This is a genomic window from Christiangramia sp. 3-2217-3z, assembly GCF_051195275.1.
GTDB lineage: Bacteria > Bacteroidota > Bacteroidia > Flavobacteriales > Flavobacteriaceae > Christiangramia > Christiangramia marina.
Window position 1 is genome coordinate 245,736 of sequence record NZ_JBNJLI010000004.1, and the last position, 20,793, is coordinate 266,528.

General features: G+C 37.1%; 23 protein-coding genes. 10 read left to right on the forward strand and 13 right to left on the reverse strand.

The features are described from left to right. Positions 1–158: 158 nt before the first annotated feature. From cysM to ACSHZO_RS09340, 4 genes are all read right to left on the reverse strand, one after another. Positions 159–1,046, reverse strand: a complete 888-nt coding sequence (gene cysM / locus ACSHZO_RS09325) for a cysteine synthase CysM (RefSeq protein WP_298247179.1) — start codon at positions 1,044–1,046, stop codon at positions 159–161. After that, a complete protein-coding gene (epsC, locus tag ACSHZO_RS09330; RefSeq protein ID WP_298247180.1) occupies positions 1,046–1,837 on the reverse strand; it encodes a serine O-acetyltransferase EpsC in 792 nt (263 codons plus the stop codon). The genes cysM and epsC overlap by 1 nt, the downstream gene beginning before the upstream one ends. Positions 1,838–1,944: 107 nt before the next feature. Then, positions 1,945–2,457 carry a DUF6155 family protein gene (locus ACSHZO_RS09335; protein ID WP_298247181.1) on the reverse strand — a complete coding sequence of 171 codons (513 nt, stop codon included), beginning with the start codon at positions 2,455–2,457 and terminating at the stop codon, positions 1,945–1,947. Then, on the reverse strand, positions 2,438–4,699 hold the full coding sequence (locus ACSHZO_RS09340) for an FUSC family protein (RefSeq protein ID WP_298247182.1): 2,262 nt from the start codon (positions 4,697–4,699) through the stop codon (positions 2,438–2,440). Before ACSHZO_RS09340 ends, ACSHZO_RS09335 begins: the two co-directional genes overlap by 20 nt. 144 nt (positions 4,700–4,843) lie before the next feature. Between ACSHZO_RS09340 and ACSHZO_RS09345 the strand changes: the two genes are divergently transcribed. Beyond that, positions 4,844–5,833, forward strand: a complete 990-nt coding sequence (locus tag ACSHZO_RS09345; protein WP_298247183.1) for an NADP-dependent oxidoreductase — start codon at positions 4,844–4,846, stop codon at positions 5,831–5,833. Positions 5,834–5,902: 69 nt separating this feature from the next. On the opposite strand, the gene ACSHZO_RS09350 is transcribed toward ACSHZO_RS09345, so the two are convergent. Both ACSHZO_RS09350 and ACSHZO_RS09355 read right to left on the reverse strand, forming a co-directional pair. After that, positions 5,903–6,337: an SDR family oxidoreductase gene (locus ACSHZO_RS09350; RefSeq protein WP_366878090.1), complete on the reverse strand. Its 435-nt coding sequence runs from the start codon at positions 6,335–6,337 to the stop codon at positions 5,903–5,905. Between the two features lie 254 nt (positions 6,338–6,591). After that, positions 6,592–7,302 carry an SDR family oxidoreductase gene (locus tag ACSHZO_RS09355; RefSeq protein ID WP_298247184.1) on the reverse strand — a complete coding sequence of 237 codons (711 nt, stop codon included), beginning with the start codon at positions 7,300–7,302 and terminating at the stop codon, positions 6,592–6,594. Between the two features lie 217 nt (positions 7,303–7,519). On the opposite strand from ACSHZO_RS09355, the gene ACSHZO_RS09360 reads away from it, so the two are divergent. From ACSHZO_RS09360 to ACSHZO_RS09370, 3 genes are all read left to right on the forward strand, one after another. After that, positions 7,520–7,936 carry a hypothetical protein gene (locus ACSHZO_RS09360; RefSeq protein ID WP_295180806.1) on the forward strand — a complete coding sequence of 139 codons (417 nt, stop codon included), beginning with the start codon at positions 7,520–7,522 and terminating at the stop codon, positions 7,934–7,936. A 71-nt stretch (positions 7,937–8,007) separates the two neighbouring features. Beyond that, complete coding sequence (locus ACSHZO_RS09365; protein ID WP_298247185.1) at positions 8,008–8,625, forward strand: YqaA family protein; 618 nt, start codon at positions 8,008–8,010, stop codon at positions 8,623–8,625. Positions 8,626–8,749: 124 nt separating this feature from the next. Next, the gene (locus ACSHZO_RS09370; RefSeq protein ID WP_295180803.1) at positions 8,750–8,908 is read left to right on the forward strand and encodes a YqaE/Pmp3 family membrane protein; all 159 of its coding nucleotides are present in this window, start codon (positions 8,750–8,752) and stop codon (positions 8,906–8,908) included. Between the two features lie 53 nt (positions 8,909–8,961). On the opposite strand, the gene galE is transcribed toward ACSHZO_RS09370, so the two are convergent. Then, positions 8,962–10,005: a UDP-glucose 4-epimerase GalE gene (gene galE, locus ACSHZO_RS09375; RefSeq protein ID WP_298247186.1), complete on the reverse strand. Its 1,044-nt coding sequence runs from the start codon at positions 10,003–10,005 to the stop codon at positions 8,962–8,964. Between the two features lie 139 nt (positions 10,006–10,144). Here galE and ACSHZO_RS09380 point away from each other — a divergent pair, with 139 nt between their 5' ends. From ACSHZO_RS09380 to ACSHZO_RS09395, 4 genes are read left to right on the forward strand one after another with little or no spacing between them, the layout of a single operon-like run. Then, positions 10,145–10,429: a DUF3817 domain-containing protein gene (locus ACSHZO_RS09380; RefSeq protein WP_295180799.1), complete on the forward strand. Its 285-nt coding sequence runs from the start codon at positions 10,145–10,147 to the stop codon at positions 10,427–10,429. A 9-nt stretch (positions 10,430–10,438) separates the two neighbouring features. Further along, on the forward strand, positions 10,439–11,713 hold the full coding sequence (locus ACSHZO_RS09385) for a mechanosensitive ion channel family protein (protein ID WP_298247187.1): 1,275 nt from the start codon (positions 10,439–10,441) through the stop codon (positions 11,711–11,713). Between the two features lie 13 nt (positions 11,714–11,726). Beyond that, positions 11,727–12,875 (forward strand): endonuclease/exonuclease/phosphatase family protein, encoded by a 1,149-nt coding sequence (locus tag ACSHZO_RS09390; protein ID WP_298247188.1) that lies wholly within the window; start codon positions 11,727–11,729, stop codon positions 12,873–12,875. Between the two features lie 12 nt (positions 12,876–12,887). Beyond that, the gene (locus ACSHZO_RS09395) at positions 12,888–13,799 is read left to right on the forward strand and encodes a mechanosensitive ion channel family protein (protein WP_298247189.1); all 912 of its coding nucleotides are present in this window, start codon (positions 12,888–12,890) and stop codon (positions 13,797–13,799) included. Here the strand turns inward: ACSHZO_RS09395 and ACSHZO_RS09400 are convergent, their stop codons facing one another. The 3 genes from ACSHZO_RS09400 to ACSHZO_RS09410 form a co-directional block, all read right to left on the reverse strand. Next, positions 13,800–14,186, reverse strand: a complete 387-nt coding sequence (locus tag ACSHZO_RS09400; protein WP_141877801.1) for an acyl-CoA thioesterase — start codon at positions 14,184–14,186, stop codon at positions 13,800–13,802. 123 nt (positions 14,187–14,309) lie between these two features. Further along, positions 14,310–14,729: an NUDIX hydrolase gene (locus ACSHZO_RS09405; protein ID WP_298247190.1), complete on the reverse strand. Its 420-nt coding sequence runs from the start codon at positions 14,727–14,729 to the stop codon at positions 14,310–14,312. A 5-nt stretch (positions 14,730–14,734) separates the two neighbouring features. Continuing rightward, positions 14,735–16,087: an NAD-dependent succinate-semialdehyde dehydrogenase gene (locus ACSHZO_RS09410; RefSeq protein WP_298247191.1), complete on the reverse strand. Its 1,353-nt coding sequence runs from the start codon at positions 16,085–16,087 to the stop codon at positions 14,735–14,737. Between the two features lie 163 nt (positions 16,088–16,250). On the opposite strand from ACSHZO_RS09410, the gene ACSHZO_RS09415 reads away from it, so the two are divergent. Further along, positions 16,251–16,661, forward strand: a complete 411-nt coding sequence (locus ACSHZO_RS09415) for a glyoxalase (RefSeq protein ID WP_298247192.1) — start codon at positions 16,251–16,253, stop codon at positions 16,659–16,661. Here ACSHZO_RS09415 and ACSHZO_RS09420 read toward each other — a convergent pair. Next, positions 16,635–17,369: a DUF3307 domain-containing protein gene (locus tag ACSHZO_RS09420; RefSeq protein WP_295180786.1), complete on the reverse strand. Its 735-nt coding sequence runs from the start codon at positions 17,367–17,369 to the stop codon at positions 16,635–16,637. The genes ACSHZO_RS09415 and ACSHZO_RS09420 overlap by 27 nt on opposite strands. Then, entirely contained in the window at positions 17,359–18,027 is a 669-nt protein-coding gene (locus ACSHZO_RS09425; RefSeq protein WP_298247193.1) for a hypothetical protein, read from the reverse strand. Before ACSHZO_RS09425 ends, ACSHZO_RS09420 begins: the two co-directional genes overlap by 11 nt. A 150-nt stretch (positions 18,028–18,177) precedes the next feature. Between ACSHZO_RS09425 and ACSHZO_RS09430 the strand changes: the two genes are divergently transcribed. Then, on the forward strand, positions 18,178–18,630 hold the full coding sequence (locus ACSHZO_RS09430) for a transcription elongation factor (protein ID WP_298247194.1): 453 nt from the start codon (positions 18,178–18,180) through the stop codon (positions 18,628–18,630). Positions 18,631–18,637: 7 nt separating this feature from the next. Here the strand turns inward: ACSHZO_RS09430 and ACSHZO_RS09435 are convergent, their stop codons facing one another. Then, positions 18,638–20,683: an HD family phosphohydrolase gene (locus ACSHZO_RS09435; RefSeq protein ID WP_435066979.1), complete on the reverse strand. Its 2,046-nt coding sequence runs from the start codon at positions 20,681–20,683 to the stop codon at positions 18,638–18,640. Positions 20,684–20,793: the final 110 nt, after the last annotated feature.

A 20,793-nucleotide genomic window follows, 5' to 3' on the forward strand; every position in this document is an offset into this window, starting at 1 on the left:
AGTATGATTATGGCGTAGCTTCCATTGAGAAGTTCTAAGTATTACAAAGTTGTATAAGATCAGGTGCCGATCGAAACCATCGGAATAAGAGAATATTGTTGACTATAGATCTTTTATGATCTTCATCACAGGTTAACCATGATCTTATACAACTTAACTTATTTTTCAAATAGGTCTGAGGAAAGATAACGGTCACCACGATCACATATAATAGACACTACCAATCCACTTTCTAAAGATTCACATAATCTAACTGCAGCCGCGGTAGCTCCACCACTACTCATTCCGGCAAAAATACCTTCTTCTTCAGCAAGCCTTCGACTCATTATTCTTGCATCTTCCTCATTTACTTCCAGCACCTCGTCTACTTTTTTCGCATCAAATATTTTAGGCAAATAAGCTTCCGGCCATTTACGAATGCCCGGGATTCTGGCATTATCTTCAGGTTGAACTCCTACAATTTGTATATCAGGATTTTTCTCTTTTAAAAATGTACTTGTCCCCATAATAGTGCCTGTAGTCCCCATAGATGAGACAAAGTGTGTGACCTTGTGTTCCGTTTCTCTCCAGATTTCAGGCCCTGTAGTTTTATAATGCGCCTTCCAGTTATCATCATTTCCAAACTGATTCAGCATAAAATAATTGCCGGATTTCATCTTATCTTCAGCATAATCTCTCGAACCTTCAATTCCATTATCTGAACTGGTTAAGGTTACCTTGGCGCCATAGGCACGCATCGTCTGGACTCTTTCAATAGTTGAATTTTCGGGCATTACTAACTCAATATCAAGACCGAAAATCCCAGCGATCATTGCTAGTGCGATACCGGTATTACCACTGGTTGCTTCGATCAATTTCGTTTTTTTGTTAATAGTTCCGCGATCCAATGCGCTTTTAATCATATTATAAGCCGCACGATCCTTCACACTTCCTCCTGGATTCTGGCCTTCAAGTTTGAAGTATAGTTCTACTCCGGGTTTTGAAAAAACTCTTGTCGCTTTCACCAGAGGTGTATTCCCAACTAAATCTATAACTGAATTATTCATTATTTATCTGCTGTATTTTTAATATTGATCTGTGGTGTATGAGAAACCATGGAATTAGCCGGAACAGATCTAGTTAGCCAAACATTCCCTCCTATCACTGAATTCTCACCAATTTCTGTTTTCCCACCTAAAATGGTCGCGTTGGCATAGATGGTTACATTATTTTTGATCGTGGGATGTCGCTTTAAATTCTGCATTGATTTATTAACCGTTAGTGCGCCAAGGGTGACACCCTGATAGATCTTAACATTGTTTTCTATAGTTGCCGTTTCTCCAATGACAACACCCGTAGCATGGTCGATAAAGAAGGATTTTCCAATTACGGCACCAGGATTAATATCGGTTCCTGTAAGACTATGAGCACATTCAGTCATTAATCTTGGAACCAAAGGCAATCCAAATTTGTAAAATTCATGACTAAGCCTGTAAATCGCTATCGCGAAAAACCCAGGATAACTTAAATAAACTTCTTCTACTGAATTTGCTGCGGGATCATTCTTAGAGATCGCTTCAGCATCAAGATTCAAATCCTCTAGGATTCCAGGTAACTTTGTGAGATAATCACTCCAGATATCCTGGCAGGGCGCACCAGGTTCCCAGCAAACTAGTTTTGCCAGCACCTCGAAGTCCTTTCCTAATTCCATTAAATTATCTGCAACGGGAGTTTGCTTATCAAATAAAGTGTAAAAAAGCTTTTTTGTAAATGCCTCGGTCTTTTCCTTTATACTGAAATTCAGATTAGGAAGATTTTTCTGAGATTCTATTTGCTTAATTATTTCTTCCAGTTTCATAGCTTTTGTTCTAATTTCAAAAATACTTAAATGCACTGAGAGCAATGTTGATTTAAGTCAATTGTAACTTTTTGTTTCAGTAAACGCTATAAAAATCAGATCTAGAATTAAAGTACCCGATCTGCTGCAGTTACGAATTGATAGCTGTTGTTCCATTTGTGATCATGACTAAACCTCGCGATCTTTTGTATTCGCTTTTCGAACTCTGAGATCACTCCATACTCAGCTACAAACTGCACTGCTTGCTCAAAAGATTTAAAAATGCTTTTCTCAAAAGCTTCAGTAATATATTCCTGTTCTTCTGAAAAGGTCTGGGCGATTTCTACATTGTAGAACATAACGTCGGCCAGCGCATGTGGTTCCATTCCTAATTTCAGATAATGCTTAATGATCTTATGAGCTACGGAACGTCTTTTTTTTGGACGCCTGTTGTTTGGTGGAAAATACTCCTTCCCTATTTTAAATTTCGCATCCTGCACGAGTTTTTCCTCATTAGGATTGAAAACGAAATTGTAGTATGTTTTCACATCCTCAAACCTGTTATATAGATCCATGATCTGCTCTTCTAGATCTTCTTTTGAAAGTTCCTTAATGTATTTTTTAAAGGCTCTTTTGCTCATCTAATTTCGCTTTTAATTTTTCGGTATTGATCTCCAGTTTTTCTGAAATATCCAAAAGCCACTCCAATTGACCGGTAATTAAATGTGCTTCCTGAAGATTCAACCTCGTGTTCTCATCGATCTGGGCTTTTCCTTCGCTTATTTCTCTATCCCTTTCAGTAGCCATCTCATCAAATTTACGATGAAGTGCCTTGCCAGCTTTAGAAATTCCTTCATGTTCCTTCTCGTGTCTGGTTTTATTTTCAAGTAAGCGTACAGAATTTTTTAGATTGAAAACAATGGTTTTAGTATACATCTCAAAATCTGAGGATGCTTTGCTTGTTGGGTGGTTCCTGATATAAGATCCCATCGATGCCAGTGCAGAGAGAAAAGTGTGATTTAAGCCTACAATTTCGTAAATAAGACTTAGTTGTTTTTGCTGAGACTTTGGCTCCTGGGTCATTCTTTGAAATGCTCCGCTAAGTTCTCCCATATCCAAAAAGGCTTTCTTTCTGGCAAGTTTGTAACTAATAGGTAGATTTCCCTTTTTGTGGTAGTAATCATCGATCTCCTCCAAATATCCCGTATTGGAATTGATGGAATTAGCAATCACATTGTTTAGTTCTTTTAATTCCCATTTTGGCCATAGAATAAAATTGCCAAGACCCGCGAGACCTGCACCAATTACTGTATCAAGGATTCTAAACTGTATCACATTGAGAACTTCAGGCTGGAGAAGCGCATATATAAATATGATACTGAGCGTAATGAACATCGCAGCGGTGGTATAATTGCGTTGAATTAGTGAAAATGCCAGCGTTAAACTTAAAATTCCCAGAAGAGCATACACCGTAGTGTTTTGAGTTATAAAAACTATTCCAATTGCCAGGGCGCCGGCTATGAGCGTTCCTATGATCCGTTTCCTGGTCCTTTGTTTAGTTAGTCCGTAATTAGGTCGCATGATCACGACGATCGTTAGTAAAACCCAGTACGCATTCTGAACCGAGAAATAGGACCCAAGTAAATATCCAACCAGTACTACGATGGAGAGTCTTAATGCATGACGAAAAATAGAACTATTGAACTGAAAATTGGTGCGAAGGGTTTTAAAACTGTATTCCTGCTGAGTTAGAAATTGCTGGACATCCTTATCCTTAAAGATCCTTTTCTTTCCTTCAAGATTTCTAAGAACGCGGTCAATATTATTAATTTTTTGAGATTGCCTGGTCTGGTAATCATAGAAGTTTCTCAGGACCAGCATACTCTCCCTTTTTTCAGAAATGTTGATCGTGTCCCGGTATTTTAGGAGACTTATCTCAACCTTCTTCAATTCTTCGGAAAGCTGATTCACAGGCATCGCGGAATTTTTATGTACTGAAAGCGCAATGAGGTCCAGCTGTTCTGCCATTTTTAATGAAAACTCCTTAAACACTTTTAATTCTATAAAATCGGAATCCAGCACCTTTCTCATCTGTGGGTAATCAATAGGATTAGCCATTGCCAGTTCCAGCATATCTACAAGATCTATAAATATGAGCAGCCTTTTTCGAGTATAACCTGAACTTCCCGAGGACATTCTGAAAGTTATTAGAAGTTCCCTCAAACTTTCGTGATGCTCATTAAGTTCGGTTTGCTTCTGGAAAAGTTCTTTCTGAATATTTTCCAGATCAGCTTCAGGATCGAGCATTCTAATTCTGAGTCGGAGATAATCTGCGGTTAGTTCCATGGTTTCAGCGATCTGCTGTTCCGAGGCTCTTTCAGGCTTTAATAAATACCAGACAATACTAATAAGCATATAAAATACTCCTCCGCCAAAGATGAGAATGGATTTTTGCCAGATCTCAATTTCCGAAGAAATATTGGCGAAACTAAGTACTACCGCAAGTAATCCGGCAAAAGTAACCAGCGAAGCTCTGAAACCATATACAGAAAGATATGCTATACTGAACATCATTACTAACAACATGGGTGCCACTGCCCAGCTGAATTGTGCAGAATAACCTGCGATACAGAAGGAAAGTGCACCAAGAAATGCCGCGGCCATGATACCCATGACCTTATGTTTAAAACTCCCAGCCACATCACTTGGAGATGAAAGTAAACTCCCCATCGCCATGCTTACTCCTATTTCAAGTAAACCTAAATTGGAAAAAACTGCAATTGGAATGACGATCGCAATGGTTAGAACAATAGCTTTCGAGAAGTCGGTACTTCTTAAAAACTTAATAAGTTCATTATAATAGTGCTGAAAATTTATCTTCAAATTTGAGGGTTTGGAACATTGAAATTACAAAGTTGAGCTTAATAATCATCGCTATCTACACTCTTTTTAGGTTTTAAGTTTTAATTATGAATGCATGTTTGCCAAATGAACAGATGCATATTAATTTGCTTAAAAATAAAAGTTATGAATAAGCAGATATTATTAAAACAACGTCCAAAAGGTAAACCTGAAACTTCAGATTTTGAGATCAAGGATTTTGAAATTTCAGAGGATAGATCACTCAAGCTTAAAACAAAATATATCTCTGTAGATCCTTATTTACGCGGAAGAATGCGTGATGAGGAATCTTATATCGAACCATTTCAGGTTGGCCAACCATTAGAATCTATGGTGGTTTCCGAAGTTGTTTCTTCTAATTCTGAAGATTTTAAAGAAGGTGAACATGTCATAGGAATGCTGGACTGGAAATTAGAGCAATCGCATGATGGAAAGGGTTTGAGAAAGATTGATAAGGAGATGGCTCCACTATCTGCATACCTGGGAGTTCTTGGGCTAACAGGATTGACCGCCCATCTTGCACTTGACACTATTGGAAAACTGAAGGAAGGTGAAACATTGTTGGTATCTGGTGCCGCCGGAGCTGTTGGAAGTGTTGTTGGTCAAATTGGAAAGATTAAGGGATGTCGTGTAATCGGTATTGCAGGATCTGATGAAAAGATCGATCATATCCAAAGTAAATTTGGATTCGACGGTGGTATCAATTACAAGACTACTTCCAATATAAAAGAAGCGATCGCTGAGCAATGCCCTGATGGAGTTGATGTATATTTTGATAATGTTGGTGGAGAAATTCTGGATGCCACTCTTCAGAATATAAATAAAGCAGCGCGTATTATTAATTGTGGTGCTATCTCAATTTATAATGAAACTGGTACACCAACTGGACCAAGACCTGAAGGGATTCTTATTAAGAAATCTGCATTAATGCAGGGTTTTCTGGTAAGAGATCACCAGGAAGAGTTTCAGAGAGCTATACAGGAACTTGCCGGTTGGTTGAAATCCGGAAAACTGAAGTATGACGAAACTGTCGTAGAAGGGTTTGAAAATACTCCTCAGGCATTTATCGATCTATTTGATGGTAAGAACACTGGTAAAATGGTCGTTAAAATTTAATGATTATTCCAATGCATAAAAAAAGCCCGGATTAAAACCGGGCTTTTTTATTTATTATACTCTTAGATACTATTGTTCTTGATCTGTTGGCATGATAAAAACATCATTCACATTTGCACGTTTTGGCTGTGTTAGAGAATAATAGATCGCATCTGCAATATCCTGAGCTTCCAGCGGAGTCATCTCTTTAAAATTGGAAAGTAATCCTTCCTTAATCCCATCATCTGTGATGGAATCTGTAAGCTCTGTATCTACGAAACCTGGTTCAATAGATGTCACATTAATTCCGAATTTAGGTGCCAGCTCCATTCTTAATCCTTCAGAAAACATTTTTACCGCAGATTTTGTATCACAGTAAATGGCTCCACCAGGATAGATCTTATTAGCAGCACTTGATGAAATATTAATGATATTACCCGACTTCTGTTCCATCATCGTTGGTAATACGGCTGCTACTACCTTCTTTTTTAATTCATTCAGACGTTCTTCTCTTCTAGCAGTCAAAACTACATTAGCACCTTCCTTTCTAATTTCAGTGCAGTTGCTTTACCAATTCCACTAGATGCTCCTGTAATAATAATAGTCTTTCCTTCAATACTCATAATCTTATTCTTTTGATTTTTGTACAAATTTAATGGATGGATAGCCTGAAACCTTAGAGAATACAGGCTTTGTCTTCAATTTAACCTTAACTCCTAAGCTTGTTAATGAAAAAAGCCACTCGAATCGAGTGGCTTTAAGAATAAATGATTTTAAACTTATTTTTTCGGTGGACGAGCCGGTCTTACTTCAATTTTACTTGGAAGCGTTCTTGGATTCATTTTCAGAAGATCTCCAACTAATTCTCCAATGTCCTCACTTTGGATTTTCCAGGCATCTTCTTCTGAAGGCTCGTTGCCATTGAAATGTGTTGCAACAGATCCAGGCATGATGGTACTTACTTTGACTCCCTTATCTCGAAGATCCAGCATGATCGCCTGAGAAAAACCTGTGACAGCAAATTTACTGGCATTATATGCGGCTCCTCCTGCAAAATAGTTCGTACCGGCAAGACTTGAGATCGTTATAATATATCCTTCAGTTTTCTTCAATGCCTCAACGCTAGCTTTTACTGAATAAAATAGTCCATTTAAGTTTGTATCTATAGTATCCTTCCAGTCTTCTACGCTCAACTCATCTACAGATCCAAAATTACCAACCCCGGCATTCGCGACAAGAACATCAAGCTGCCCCCATTTGTCCAGTAATTGCTTTACAGCTTTCTGCTGACTTTCATAACTACGTACATCTGCTTCCAGACCAAGAGCCTCTCCATTCGCAGATAATTTCTTCGCAGCATCTTCCGCAGAAGATAATGACCTGCTAGTAATAGCCACTTTATAACCCATTTTAAGAAGCGTTTCAGCAACTCCGTATCCTATCCCTTTACTACCTCCAGTGATTAGTGCAGTTTTATTATTTGTACTCATAACTTAAATTTTTTGAAGTTTAAAGCTAAGAAAGGCTTGAAGTACATAGAAATTTCTGGCGGTAAGATATTGTTAATTTTAAAGGTTAAATACTTAATAAAACCTATCAAAACACTTTTATAGAAATGTAAAAAAACTAACTTTGTCTGCTCAGGTAAAGAGTAGGATTACACCTATAAATACCTAATTAGTACTGACCAATTTAATAGAGAAAACCTTGGAAAACATTAAAGCACAAAAGTTACTTAATAAGATTCAGCGTGACCTTATGCGCAACGGAATCATTATCAATACTATCGTAGAAGACCTTAAAGAGTTGAGAAAACTGGTAGTTGAGGAGAATATTCCACTTTTGGCAAAAGTTACAAGATTGGCTCATGAACATATTAGTGAAAATCAGGACTTCCTCATCGCTATTCCAGATGATGTACCAGTTGAACTGGACGAAAATGGTGATCCTATCGAAATTGAGACTGAAGAAGAAACTGAAGTTGAGAATTCAGAAGAAATTACAGGACAGGAAAGTCTAGAGTATATGTTATCCTTAATGGCCGAACATTCTAATAAGTTGAACGAAGAAGAACTTCGAGAGTATGTGAAGGCTCTTAAAGCTGATGCTGGAGAGGATTACTAATAGTCTTGCACCTATAACGGATAACAATTTTAAGATCAGAAATTGCTACTATAAAGAAAGAAGGAGAACTGATGAAAGACAATGCGAAATCTAAAAAGAAGTCGCGAATCCGCTTATTGCACCAATACTACAGTTATACCGGTTTTTATTCTTTCGTTCTTGGGAGTTTAAGAAAAGCCGTTTTACCAATTGTACTATTTGTAGCTGCTTTGTGGGCGATCGATCACTTTCTCCTGGATATCGAAGATATGCTGGTTACTGTAACTGAAACTTACAGTCCATGGCAGGTATTATCTATCTTCTTTCTATCAGAATCCTTATTAGGCCTGGTTCCTCCAGAGCTATTTATCGCCTGGGCTGGAAAGTCTGCTATCCCATTTCTGTATTTATCATTACTAGCTTTAGGCTCATACCTTGGTGGGGTCGTTTCTTACTGGATTGGTGTTTCTATCACTAAGATTCCAGCCGTGCACAATGCACTGGAACTTAAACTTGCCAAACATATTAAGAACACCCGTAAATGGGGAGGTTTTCTGATTATTGTTGGAGCTTTACTTCCTATCCCTTTTGCGATGACCAGTATCGCCGCAGGAATTATTAGATTCCCTTTTCCAAGTTACCTAATCTTTGGTTTACTTAGGTTTGCCAGGTTCTATTTATACGCCCTGGTTATATTTGAAATGGTTTAACGCTTTGTTAGAGGTTGCTTATAAACTTTTCCCAAGGTTTATGGCACTTATTGAGTATCCTTCTACCTTGCGAGCCTGTTGAGCAAATGTTCAGCAGAACTATTAACCAAATAAATCAAAAGCTATGTCAATTCTTACAGTTGTTTTAAACATCCTATTACCACCATTGGCCGTGTTCATGAAACATGGACTTGGAGTAACATTCTTAATTAGTTTATTGCTAACGGCCTTAGGTTGGATTCCAGGTGTAATTCACGCGTTTCTTGTTAACGGAACGAAATAGAAAAAAAAGACCGGCATTTGCCGGTCTTTTTTTCTTTGATTAGTCTCCAGTAATTAATCCTGATCTTCTTCCTTTTTCTCTACTAGCTTCTGCCATTTCCAGGCACTATCCAATGCTTCATCCAGAGATCTTTTTGCTTTCCAGTTCAAATGATTATTTGCTTTATTAGTATCTGCATATGCTGCGGTGATATCCCCTTCTCTTCTACCCACTATTTTATAAGACAGATTCTTTTCAGAAACTTTTTCGAAGGACTTTATAACTTCGAGAACTGTATTACCGTTTCCTGTTCCAAGATTAAAAACTTCGTAATTCTGATTCTCATTTTCCGATAGTAGACGTTTTAAAGCTGAAACATGGGCTTCTGCAAGGTCCATAACATGAATGTAATCGCGTATAGCTGTTCCATCTCTGGTAGGATAATCATCCCCATATACAGAAAGTTCAGACCTTTTTCCAATCGCAGTTTGCGTAATGAAAGGCACTAGATTTTGCGGAGTTCCAATTGGAAGTTCCCCAATTTCCCCAGAATGATGTGCTCCAATTGGATTAAAATAACGCAAGGAAATTGTCTTTAAAGCCTGATTGACCTTACAAGTATCCCTGATGATCTCCTCACCTATCTGCTTTGTATTTCCATATGGAGATTCAGCTTGCTTTACCGGTGCATTCTCAGTTATAGGTAACTCATCAGCCTGTCCATAAACCGTACATGAAGAACTGAAAATAAAGTTGGCCTTCTCCCTATTATTTAGTTCATGCAATAAGTACAATAAGGTTGAAAGGTTATTTTCGTAATATAATAATGGATTTATGACACTTTCTCCAACTGCTTTAGAAGCAGCAAAGTGAATTACGTTTTCTATATCCGGATACTTCTCGAAAAAATCCTTTACTGCAGATTTTTCCCTGAGATCTATATTTTCAAATTCAGGGGTTTTACCGCTAATTTGAGTTATTCCTCCAAGAACATCTATCGATGAGTTCGAAAGATTATCTATGATTACCACTTCAAATCCTTCCTCTTGTAAGGCTACTACGGTGTGTGATCCAATAAAACCAAGACCGCCAGTAACCAGTACTTTTTTATTATTCATAATTTCATTTTACGGTCGCAAAATACTAAAATTGCCAGATAACATTTATCACTACTTTATTAAATTGCTCACAAAGCATAGCCGTTAAACGAGGTCATCTATATAATATCAATTATCTTTGTTGCTCAAAATTAGCTTTATGGCTTTGAAACATAAGATTACTGTATTTAAGTGGGTTAGCATACTGGAAGGTATTTCATTTTTGGTATTATTACTCATAGCAATGCCTTTAAAATATATTCTGGATATGCCGGCTATGGTTAAACATGTGGGTATGGCACACGGAGTACTTTTTGTAGCTTATGTTGTAGGAGCTTTATTACTTATAAAGCCAATGAACTGGGGACTTAAGCAGATCGCAATCATTTTTGGTTGCTCATTTATTCCATTCGGACCATTTTACGTAGAGAAAAAATATCTCTAACATTTAAAAATGGAAAACATGATCGATATTATTTGTTTTTTCGAAGATCTATTCCTCGAGTATGGAATGAATGCTGTCCTGGCACAGTATTTAAACCTGTTGATCAACATTGTTGCACTAACGTTTATCGTGTTTGCAGTTAATTATGTAGTTAAACATTTTGTGATTGAGGCCATCAGTGCATTTACCAATCGTACAAAAACCACGATAGACGACTTTCTTATTAAAAGTAACTTCCCGAGATATATAGGGAGGTTTGTACCTATCTATATAGTCTACGAGTTATTCCCTTTAATTTTTATAGATTTTCCGAAGATCTTGGAATTCTTCTTTTATACAATGAAGATCTATATTATCATTCTGGTGGTATGGATATGTCGTAGTGTGCTTCGTTCTACAAGAAATTATCTGAAAACGAGGTCTGAGTTTAATGACAAACCCCTGGAAAGTTTCAGCCAGATCATCATGATCTTTCTTTGGATAATTGGTATAATGCTCATGTTTTCGGTCATTACAGGTAAATCTGTAATTGGATTCGCAATATCCTTAGGTGCCGCTTCCGCAGTAATTTTACTGATTTTTAAGGATACAATCTTAGGTTTAGTCGCCTCTATACAAGTGTCTGTAAATGATATAGTTAGAATTGGAGACTGGATCACATTTCAAAAATTTGGCGCAGATGGAACAGTAACTGAAATTAATCTTGCAACGGTTCGGGTACAAAACTGGGACAATACTTATACCACTATTCCAACCTATAGTCTAATTTCCGATTCCTTTCAGAACTGGAGAGGTATGCAGGAGTCTCCAGGAAGAAGAATTAAACGTTCGGTTTTTATTAAACAGAATTCCGTAAAATTTCTAGGACCCGAAGACATTGCTAAGCTGAAAAAGATTCAGCTGATAGCTCCTTACCTGGAAAACAGGCAATCAGAAATTGACAAGTATAACGAGACAAATAATATAGATAAGAGTGTACTTATAAACGGAAGGAATCAAACAAACCTGGGAATTTTCAGGAAATATGCAGACTCATATTTGCAGGATCATTCAGCTATCCATAAAGAAATGTATCTCATTGTAAGACATCTTGCTCCTACACCTAATGGAATACCCTTGGAAATCCTCTGTTTCAGTAGAGATAAACGCTGGGAAAATTTTGAGTATATTTCCGCAGATATTTTTGATCATCTTATCGCTGCCATACCTTATTTCGATCTTCATTTGTTTGAAGCTCCATCAGGTGATGACATTCGTAATTTTCTTTCAGAAAGATCAAACTAACTAATTACCAAAAATGAAATTAAAACCTTTTCTACAGGGCTTCGGAATTCTTGCCGTACTAATCACTTTAATTCCGATCGTCGCTGTAGACTTTTGGTGGGTGAGAATGTTCGATTATCCGCATATTCAGCTAACGTTGCTTACATTAATGGCAATTTTCGCTTACTTTTTAAGGTTTAAAATTTCAAATTGGAGAGATTATGCTTTTATGATCATACTGGTAGGTTGCTTTATCTACCAGTCTGTAAAGATCTTACCTTATACACCATTTATTCCTTATGATGTTGGACAGCCAACTGAAGCGGTTGACGATCAAACGGGAATGATGTTGCTGACCTCGAATGTACTTCAAAAGAACAAAGAGAAGGCGATCCTGATCGAAGAGATGAAAAAACTAAATCCCGATGTAGCTGTTTTTACTGAAACTGACATTAAATGGGCAGATGCATTAAAATCTGGTATTGGGAGCGACTATCCTTATAAAGTTGAAGTGCCGCTTGATAACACATACGGAATGCTTTTATATTCAAAATTTAAGTTGAATAATTCTCAGGTTAAATACATCGTGGATGATAGTATTCCATCTATTCATACTGAAATTGAACTACGATCCGGGGATAGAATTCAATTACACGCAATTCACCCTACTCCTCCAATGCCACAACATAATCCATCATCTTCAGATCGAGATGCTGAAATGATGAAAATTGCTCTTGAAGCTATGGATTCTGATATTCCTGTTGTAGTGATAGGAGATTTTAACGATGTTGCCTGGTCGCAAACTACAAGTATGTTTCAGACTGTTAGTGAATTGCTGGACGTGAGAAAAGGACGTAGTTTCTATAATACTTTTAATGCCAATAGTTTTATCATGCGCTGGTCGCTGGATCATATATTTGTTTCTGAAGAATTTAGAGTAGAAAAGATCGCTTTAGGAGATGATGTAAAATCTGATCATTTTCCATTTTACGCCCAGCTATTTTTACAAGCAGAGCTGGCAGAAGAGCAAAAGCCTGATGATGCTCCGGAAGATGAGCTCAAGAAAGCGAAAGAACAAATTGCCGAAGAAGAGAAGGAAAATACAGAGAAAGGTCCAAATGGATCAAGTAATCAAAAATTCTCTCAGGTTATATTAACCTCCTCAAATTATTTATTTTTATAGAAAAAGGAACTCATGCAAAGTCAGGCTAAACAGGAGCTGGAAACGATAGAAGGATCGTTTAATCAATTTTATCAAAATTTAATTGATCAATTACCTGGTATTGGACTCGGTTTAGTAATTATCGTTTTAGGTGTGCTTATTGGCATCTGGTTGGGAAGATTTTTCACCAGACGAATATCTGCCAGAACTTCAGATCCTTTAATGAGTAAGTTTCTTGGTAAGGCTATTAGGTTCCTGATCATTATTACCTCCGTTATGCTTGCCTTGAAAGCTGCGGGTCTTGGAGGTGTTGCTACCGGTATCCTTACCGCAGCCGGAGCCAGTGCTGTTGTTTTGGGTTTTGCGTTCAAAGATATTGGTGAAAATTTTATCGCGGGAATAATTTTAGCCTTTAATCGTCCATTTGATGTAAACGATACTGTAGAAATTGGTAATAACTTCGGAAAAGTGAAAGCCCTAGAATTTAGATACACAAAGCTGAAAACATTTGATGGAAAGGATGTGTATATCCCAAACAGTGATGTATTAACCAAACCAGCGACCAATTATACTGAAGACGGATTTTTTCGGTGGAGCTTTGTAATTGGGATTGCTTATGAAGATAATATTGATGGTGCTAAAAAGACAGTGATGGAAGCCTTACGAAAAGAGCCAACCGTCATTGAAGATGTAGAACATCAAAATTTTGTTATCGAGGATGAACTTGCCACCAGTACGGTAAATCTAAAAGTGTTTTTCTGGGTGGACACTACCGATTTCAGAATGCAGGCGATGATTACAAAAGGAAATGTTGTAAGAGCGGTAAAAGAGGCATTGGAAGACAATGGCTACTACCTGCCTGCTGATATTCAGGAAATTAAGTTATATGGTGGCGAGACAGACTTTCCTGTTGGTGTGGCTACTAAAAAAGAAAAAACCGACTAGTTATTTGAGTCGGTCTTTTACAAATTCTATTTTATTCTTCCCATGTGGTTTGGGTTTTCCATCGTCTCCCAACGCCACCATAACTATGCGATCTACGGTAATAATGGTTTCTCTGGTCATTTTATTTCGAACTTCACACTGAAGTGTAAGAGAAGCGGTTCCAAATTTAATTACCTCGATCCCAATCTCCACGATATCACCCTGATGAGCAGAACTACGAAAGTCTATCTCACTCATATATTTAGTAACGGTTTTAGGGTTTTCCAGTTGAACTATACTATATAAAGCACATTCTTCGTCTATCCATTCCAACAAACGGCCACCAAATAAAGTTCCGTTAGGGTTTAAATCTTCAGGTTTAATCCATTTTCTGGTATGAAATCTCATGTTTTTATTTTTGAAGATAATTAAAAAGACCCGCTAAATAACGGGTCTGTAATAGAATTAGCATATTCTGAAAAAAATAAAATCAATTTAAAAATTCTTCAGAAAATGATTTATAAAATTAAATTATAAGAATTGCTGTGCAGCATTAATGATCTCGTCATGATCAAATGCCAGTTCCATTTTAGGCAAATCTTCCACAGCAACCCATCTGGCATCCTGAGCGTCATCTGAGGGACAAAGATCTTCTTCGCAAAAGATCCTGCTTAAGAATGCTATTGAAATTGTATGACCCCTAGGATCACGACCCGGATTACCAAAGGCCTGTACCTGTTCCATACTTCTAACGACTACGCCGGTCTCTTCTTTCAGTTCTCTCTTTGCTGCAGTTTCCAGTTCCTCCCCTTCATCCACAAATCCGCCAGGAAGTGCCCATTGATCTTTAAAGGGCTCATTTTTACGCTGAATTAATAAAACCTTGAATTGATCGTTTGTCTTACAGAATACGACGCTGTCAACTGTTACTGCTATCTTATTATCTGCCATAAAGTTTATTTTATATAGACTGTTTTTTTATTTACAAATTCCTGAATACCGTCTAAAGAAAGTTCCCGACCATAACCTGAAATTTTGGTTCCCCCAAATGGAAGTCGAGGATCACTTTTTACAAGCTCATTGACGAAAACTGCTCCATCCTCAAATTCCGGAATTATATTTTTTGCAAATTCTAAATCTTCCGTAAAAATTGAAACTCCTAAGCCAAAATCTGAACTATTTACAAGTTCAATAGCTTCTTCCGCAGTTTTAAATCTGGTGATACCAATTGCTGGTCCAAATGTTTCCTCTTTGAAGATGGCCATCTCCTTAGTTACCCCATCCAGAACCGTAGGCTGCATATAAGCTCCATCTCTTTCACCACCAATGAGAATCTTCGCTCCGGCATCCACAGAGGCTCTTATCTGTTTTTCAAGATCTTCCGCAAGATCTACTCTGGCCATTGTTCCAATAAACGTATCCTTGTGCATAGGATCTCCACTTTTGAGTTCCTTTACTTTTTCAACATACTTCTTTGTGAACTCTTCGGCGATATTTTCCTGAAGTAAAAGTCTTTTTCCTGCAATACAGCTTTGTCCTGTATTTTGAAACCTTGCTTGAATACAAGTGTCAAGCGCTGACTCTAAATCTGCGTTTTCGAAAACTACCAGCGCATTACTACCACCTAATTCCAGTACAGATTTTTTTATCTCACTACCTGCTGTAGAAGCTACTGCAGACCCGGCAGGCTTAGAACCTGTGAGAGTAACTGCCTTTATTCTTTTATCTTTTATAACATCATCGATCTTGTCGCTTCCTACCGTCATATTCTGAAAGCAATATTTAGGGAAACCAGCTCTCTCAAATACTTTTTGAATATTATTCGCAGAACGCATGACATTGCTGGCATGTTTAAGAACCCCTATATTGCCAGCCATTAGGGCGGGCGCAGCAAATCTAAAGACTTGCCAGAATGGATAGTTCCAGGGCATAACAGCCAGAACTACACCAATAGGTTCGTAACTTACATAACTGGTTTGTGCATCTGTATCTATTAGCCTGTCAGCAAGATGTTCTTCTGCATGCTTGGCGTAATACTCACACACCCAGGCACATTTTTCAATTTCAGAAATACTTTGAGAAATAGGTTTACCCATTTCAAGCGTTATATCTCGAGCATATTCCTCTTTATTTGCTTTAAGCTCTTCCGCAGCATTATTCATAAATTCAGCACGCTCGCTCATAGTGGTTTTTCTCCAGAGTTTGTATCGTTGCTGTGCGTTATCTAAAACTTCATCAATCTGTTCTTTAGAAAGTTCTTCAAATTTTTCAATGGACTCACCGGTATATGGATTCTTAGATTCTATCATGATTTTATTTAGCTTTTATTTTAAATATAAGAACTTGAAGGTGTCTCCCAAGTTCGATTAAGAGAGATTTAACTCGCAGTTGTTTATAAACAGTTTACAACTAAGCTGATGGCATAGTGGTTGAGATATCTCTATTGGTTATATTTAATAAAACCAACACGTCATGAATCCTAGAGACATAAAATTGCTGGAACTCAGGCCCGAGATTCCTTCTGCCAGAATTACTGATAATATGAGTGACGAGGAACGTTTTCAAAATGAAACAATTCGTCCTGTAGCCAAACTTCAGAATGATTTGATCCTGGCTATGTTTAGAAATTACATCAAGAAGCACAAAAACAAATTCTACGAATTGAAACTGGATCGCAGATTGATTTACATCGAAACTGCAATTCAGAAGGATATAAAATTCAGAAACAGTTTAAAAGGTGCGATCATCGGACAGTTTACTATTGAAGAGTATGACACTTATATCCTCAATAGTTCTGCATTAAATAAGCGAATGATGAATATTGTTCGCGAAAGATTACAGAGTAATATTCAATTACTAGAAAAACATGACGTAGCGTACTAGGAAGCCTACAATAACTGTGATGGTAAAACTCATAAGCGTTCCTACCAGAACGTATTCGGTCTGTTTCCTTGCTCCGGTTTCAGCCTTATCGCTAAACCTAAGAATCGATTTTGCGGCTATCAGGAACCCAATTGCTGAAAAATTATCGGTTAGAATAAATGTAAGCACAAGAATTCTTTCAAAAATCCCAATATAACGGCCAGCGGCATCGAGACTATTTTTCTGTAGATCATCTTTCACTTCTGTTTGCCAGCGACTTGTAGCTTTGCCAATTAAAAATCCTGAAGGGAAGATCACCATTAAATATCCCATAATGACTGCAAGGATCGAAGAGGAATTGATCATTTCCTGTAAAAACAAGATCACATTTTTAAAATTATCTGTGAGATAAAGCCACGCAAAAATGATAGCTATTAAATGAAGTAGCTGATCCAGCACAAACATTTTTAAAGTGTCTTTTCCTGACTGTAATTTCCAAAGGTCTACAATAAAGTGAGTAACACCTATAAATATTGCGATATACCAGAGTTCAGGATCTGCCAGGAATATAAAAGTTAGAATTCCCGCTACGATCGAATGTAAGTAAAGGAATCGGGATCTGCCTTTTTTTCGTCTTTTATGCTCCACCCATTTCGTAGGCTGTAGAACAAAATCGGTTACTACATGTGCCAGTAACAATTGTAAAAGAACCAAAATACTATTCTCCATCTATAAAATGTTGTTTCATAACTTGTTCATATCGCTCCATCAAACTCAAGATAGCATCCCATCCGGCAGCCTTTTTACGCTGATTAACAGCTGACTGACTAATCCCCAATGCATCTGCAATCTCCGTTTCTTTCATTTCCTTTAGCAGATAATAGATAACTTCTGCTGAAGCACTACTCCATTTATCTGTGATGGTATCAAATAGCAAAAATGCATTATCAAATTCATTGTTAATCTCATTAATTCCGGTTGTTAACGTCATTTTCCTACCCGTCTTCTTCATATCGTCAAGAGTACGACCAGAGAATTGAAAAGCTTCCCCGTTTGATTCCATGATCGAATCTCTTTTAAACTCTATTTTTCCAATACCTATCGAAATTCTAAGATCAGCCTCAATACGATAGGAATTAGAATGAATAGCTTCTTGGGATCGTAATTTATTAACCGCTGTTTTGATTCTTAAAGCACTTCGGAATGAAAATACAGGTTCTAATACACCTTGTATACTATCACCTCTATACAATTCAAATTTAGAATTCTTATACTTCATTTCAATTCCCTCGATTTCTGCATTGATAATGTCCAGAACCTCAGTAAGTAATTCCGCTGAATATTTAGTGGAATTTAGCAAGTCGGCGGTTATAACTGCAAACATCATTTAAAGTATAAAGATTAAGTATAAAGACTAATATAGTAATATTATAAGCAAATAGACTTATTTCCTCCAAATCCTATTAAATATTTCCTAATTGCTCGGCTATGACTTTTAGCTTAATTAATTTTAATTCCAATCTAGAAATAAAATAAAATGGTAGCTAATAAAACAGAATTATTCAACAAATGTCTCGATACCGTTAATAGACAGATCGATAAATATCAAAATGAAATGGACCAGATCAAGCAGTCCATGGAGAACAATGATGCTCATACAGATTATGATGAGGACGATAGTAAAGGACAATTGCTTGGTGACTTTGAAAAGTATGCTGAATACCTTGACAACTCAAGGAAAATGAAAGAAAAATTAAGCAAAATAGACAGAAACCATTATACGGAAGCAGTTGATTTTGGGAGTGTTATAGAAACCAATGATAACTATTACTTTATATCTGCCGCTTTAGGTAAAATTGATCTGGAGGATGGAACATCAGTATATGCAATTAGTACAGATGCTCCAATTTTTAGTGAGATGAAAGGTAAAAAAGCTGGTGATAAATTTTCATTCAATGGCAAAGAACAGGAAATAAAAGAAGTTCATTAAAATCCTTTTATTCCGGGTATTCGATCCTGAGATGGTAGATGTTTTTCAACTTCCGTTTCAGGATCTTTTTTATGGTCTGAATTTCCTTAAATGTAATGTTGGAATTTAAAAACTGACCTTCATCCATTTGCTTATCGATTATCTTTTCAACAAAGCTATCAATTAGAACAGCAGTTGGCTCCTTCAAACTTTTACTCGCAGCTTCTACACTGTCGCACATCATGAGAATGGCAGTTTCCTTACTAAAAGGTATTGGGCCAGGATATTTAAAATCATCAGGAGCAGTATTATCGTTACTTTCCATTTCCTTTTTATAAAAATAGTAAACGGTGCTGGTTCCATGATGAGTTCGAATAAAATCGATCACCCTATCCGGTAAATTGTTCTTTTTTGCGATCTCAATACCTTTAATCACATGCTCAATGATAATTTGTGCACTTTCTCTAGGTGAAAGCTCATCATGTGAATTGACCGATGTAGTTTGATTTTCTGTGAAGTATGTTGGATTGTGCATTTTACCAATATCATGGTATAGTGCTCCTACCCTCACCAGCATTGCATTTGCCTGAATTTCATTTGCAGCAGCTTCGGCAAGGTTCGCTACATTTAAACTATGATGAAATGTCCCTGGTGCTTTTTCAGCAAGTTGTTTCAGTAACTTTGAATTAGTATCTGAAAGTTCCAATAATGACATATCTGAAACCATTCCAAAGATTTTTTCATATACATAGATAAGAGGCTGAACGAATAAGGTTGCCAGCCCACCAAGTAGAAAAGTAAGAAAGACTTCAGCACTAATATCATCGACTGTTCCTTCCTGAATGATCGTAAATGCGAAGTAAGCAATAATATAAACCAGCGTGATCTGCCCTACTGATATGAACAGGTTCGCTCTTTTATAAAGTTCACTAATGGTTAAGATCGTTACAATACCCGCTATGATTTGCAAAAACATATACTCATAGCTGTTTGGAACTATAAATCCTATGAGGAGCACTGTTATTACGTGAGTGAACAACCCAAGTCTTGCATCAAAGAAGGCTTTTAGGGTAAGCGGAAGGATACACAATGGCACGACATAGACGTAGTTGATATCGAAATTTATGACCAGGGTGGTTAGCATTACCATAAAGATGATGTTGAAAAATATGAAAGTTACCTTCACATTATTTTCAAAAATACTGGTGCGATACTTACGCATGAATAATAGCAACATAAGCAAAGCCAGCGCTACTAGTGTACTGTAACCAACGATGATCCAGTTATAATTCGTCTGGCTCCAAACCTGTGATTCATACTCAGCTTTCAGGGATCTCAATATATGGTATTTATTTCCTTCAACTACTTCTCCCTTTGCTATGATTCTGCTTCCCTGCTCAATGACTCCACGAGTGTAACTGATATTATTCAGCTTACTCTGAAGCTCTTTCTGGGTTAACTCATTATTAAAAGTTACATTGGGCTCTATGGAGTTAAAGAAAACCTCTAGCAATTCGGTTTTAAAAGAACTAAATCCTGGACTGCTAATCTCCTCGCTAAGAAAACTGCGAATCTGGCCCTGTTTCAGAATTCGGCTATATTCAACTTCTGAAGCTTCATTACCTTTTAATAAATATACCAGCTGATCAGGCTCTAATCTTTCACTTTCCTGAAGAAGTCCGAACTGGTAGATTTTACTTACCGTTTTCTGAACAAAATTATCGACAATGGTTTCGTAGACCCTTAAAGTAGTGTCTGCAAAGACATTATTAACCTCCTGAAGAGCATCATTTTTTATTCGCTCCTCTTTTTCAGCATCAAAATTATAGTAAGGGATATGGGCCTTCTGTATATCCTGTTGTTCTGCGGAAATCTCCTCATCAGTTTTTAGAATGGCAAAATCGAACGGCGCGTATAAATTCTCATACTGCCACGGTTTCCCCTTCGGAATATCGTATTTGAATTTACCTCCTTTTGGCAGTAGGTAAACGATCAAAACTGAAGTAAGTATGAATAGGAAAACTTTATAAAAAAGTGCCTGATTCTTGTAAAGCCTGTTTACGAAATCGCTCATATATATTGAGGTAATGCTCAAATGTAGTAAAAATAGGGCTCATTAAGCTTAGGTTATTAAATTCCTTATAAAATCACTAACTTCGCAACACTCGAAATAATTAGATTTAA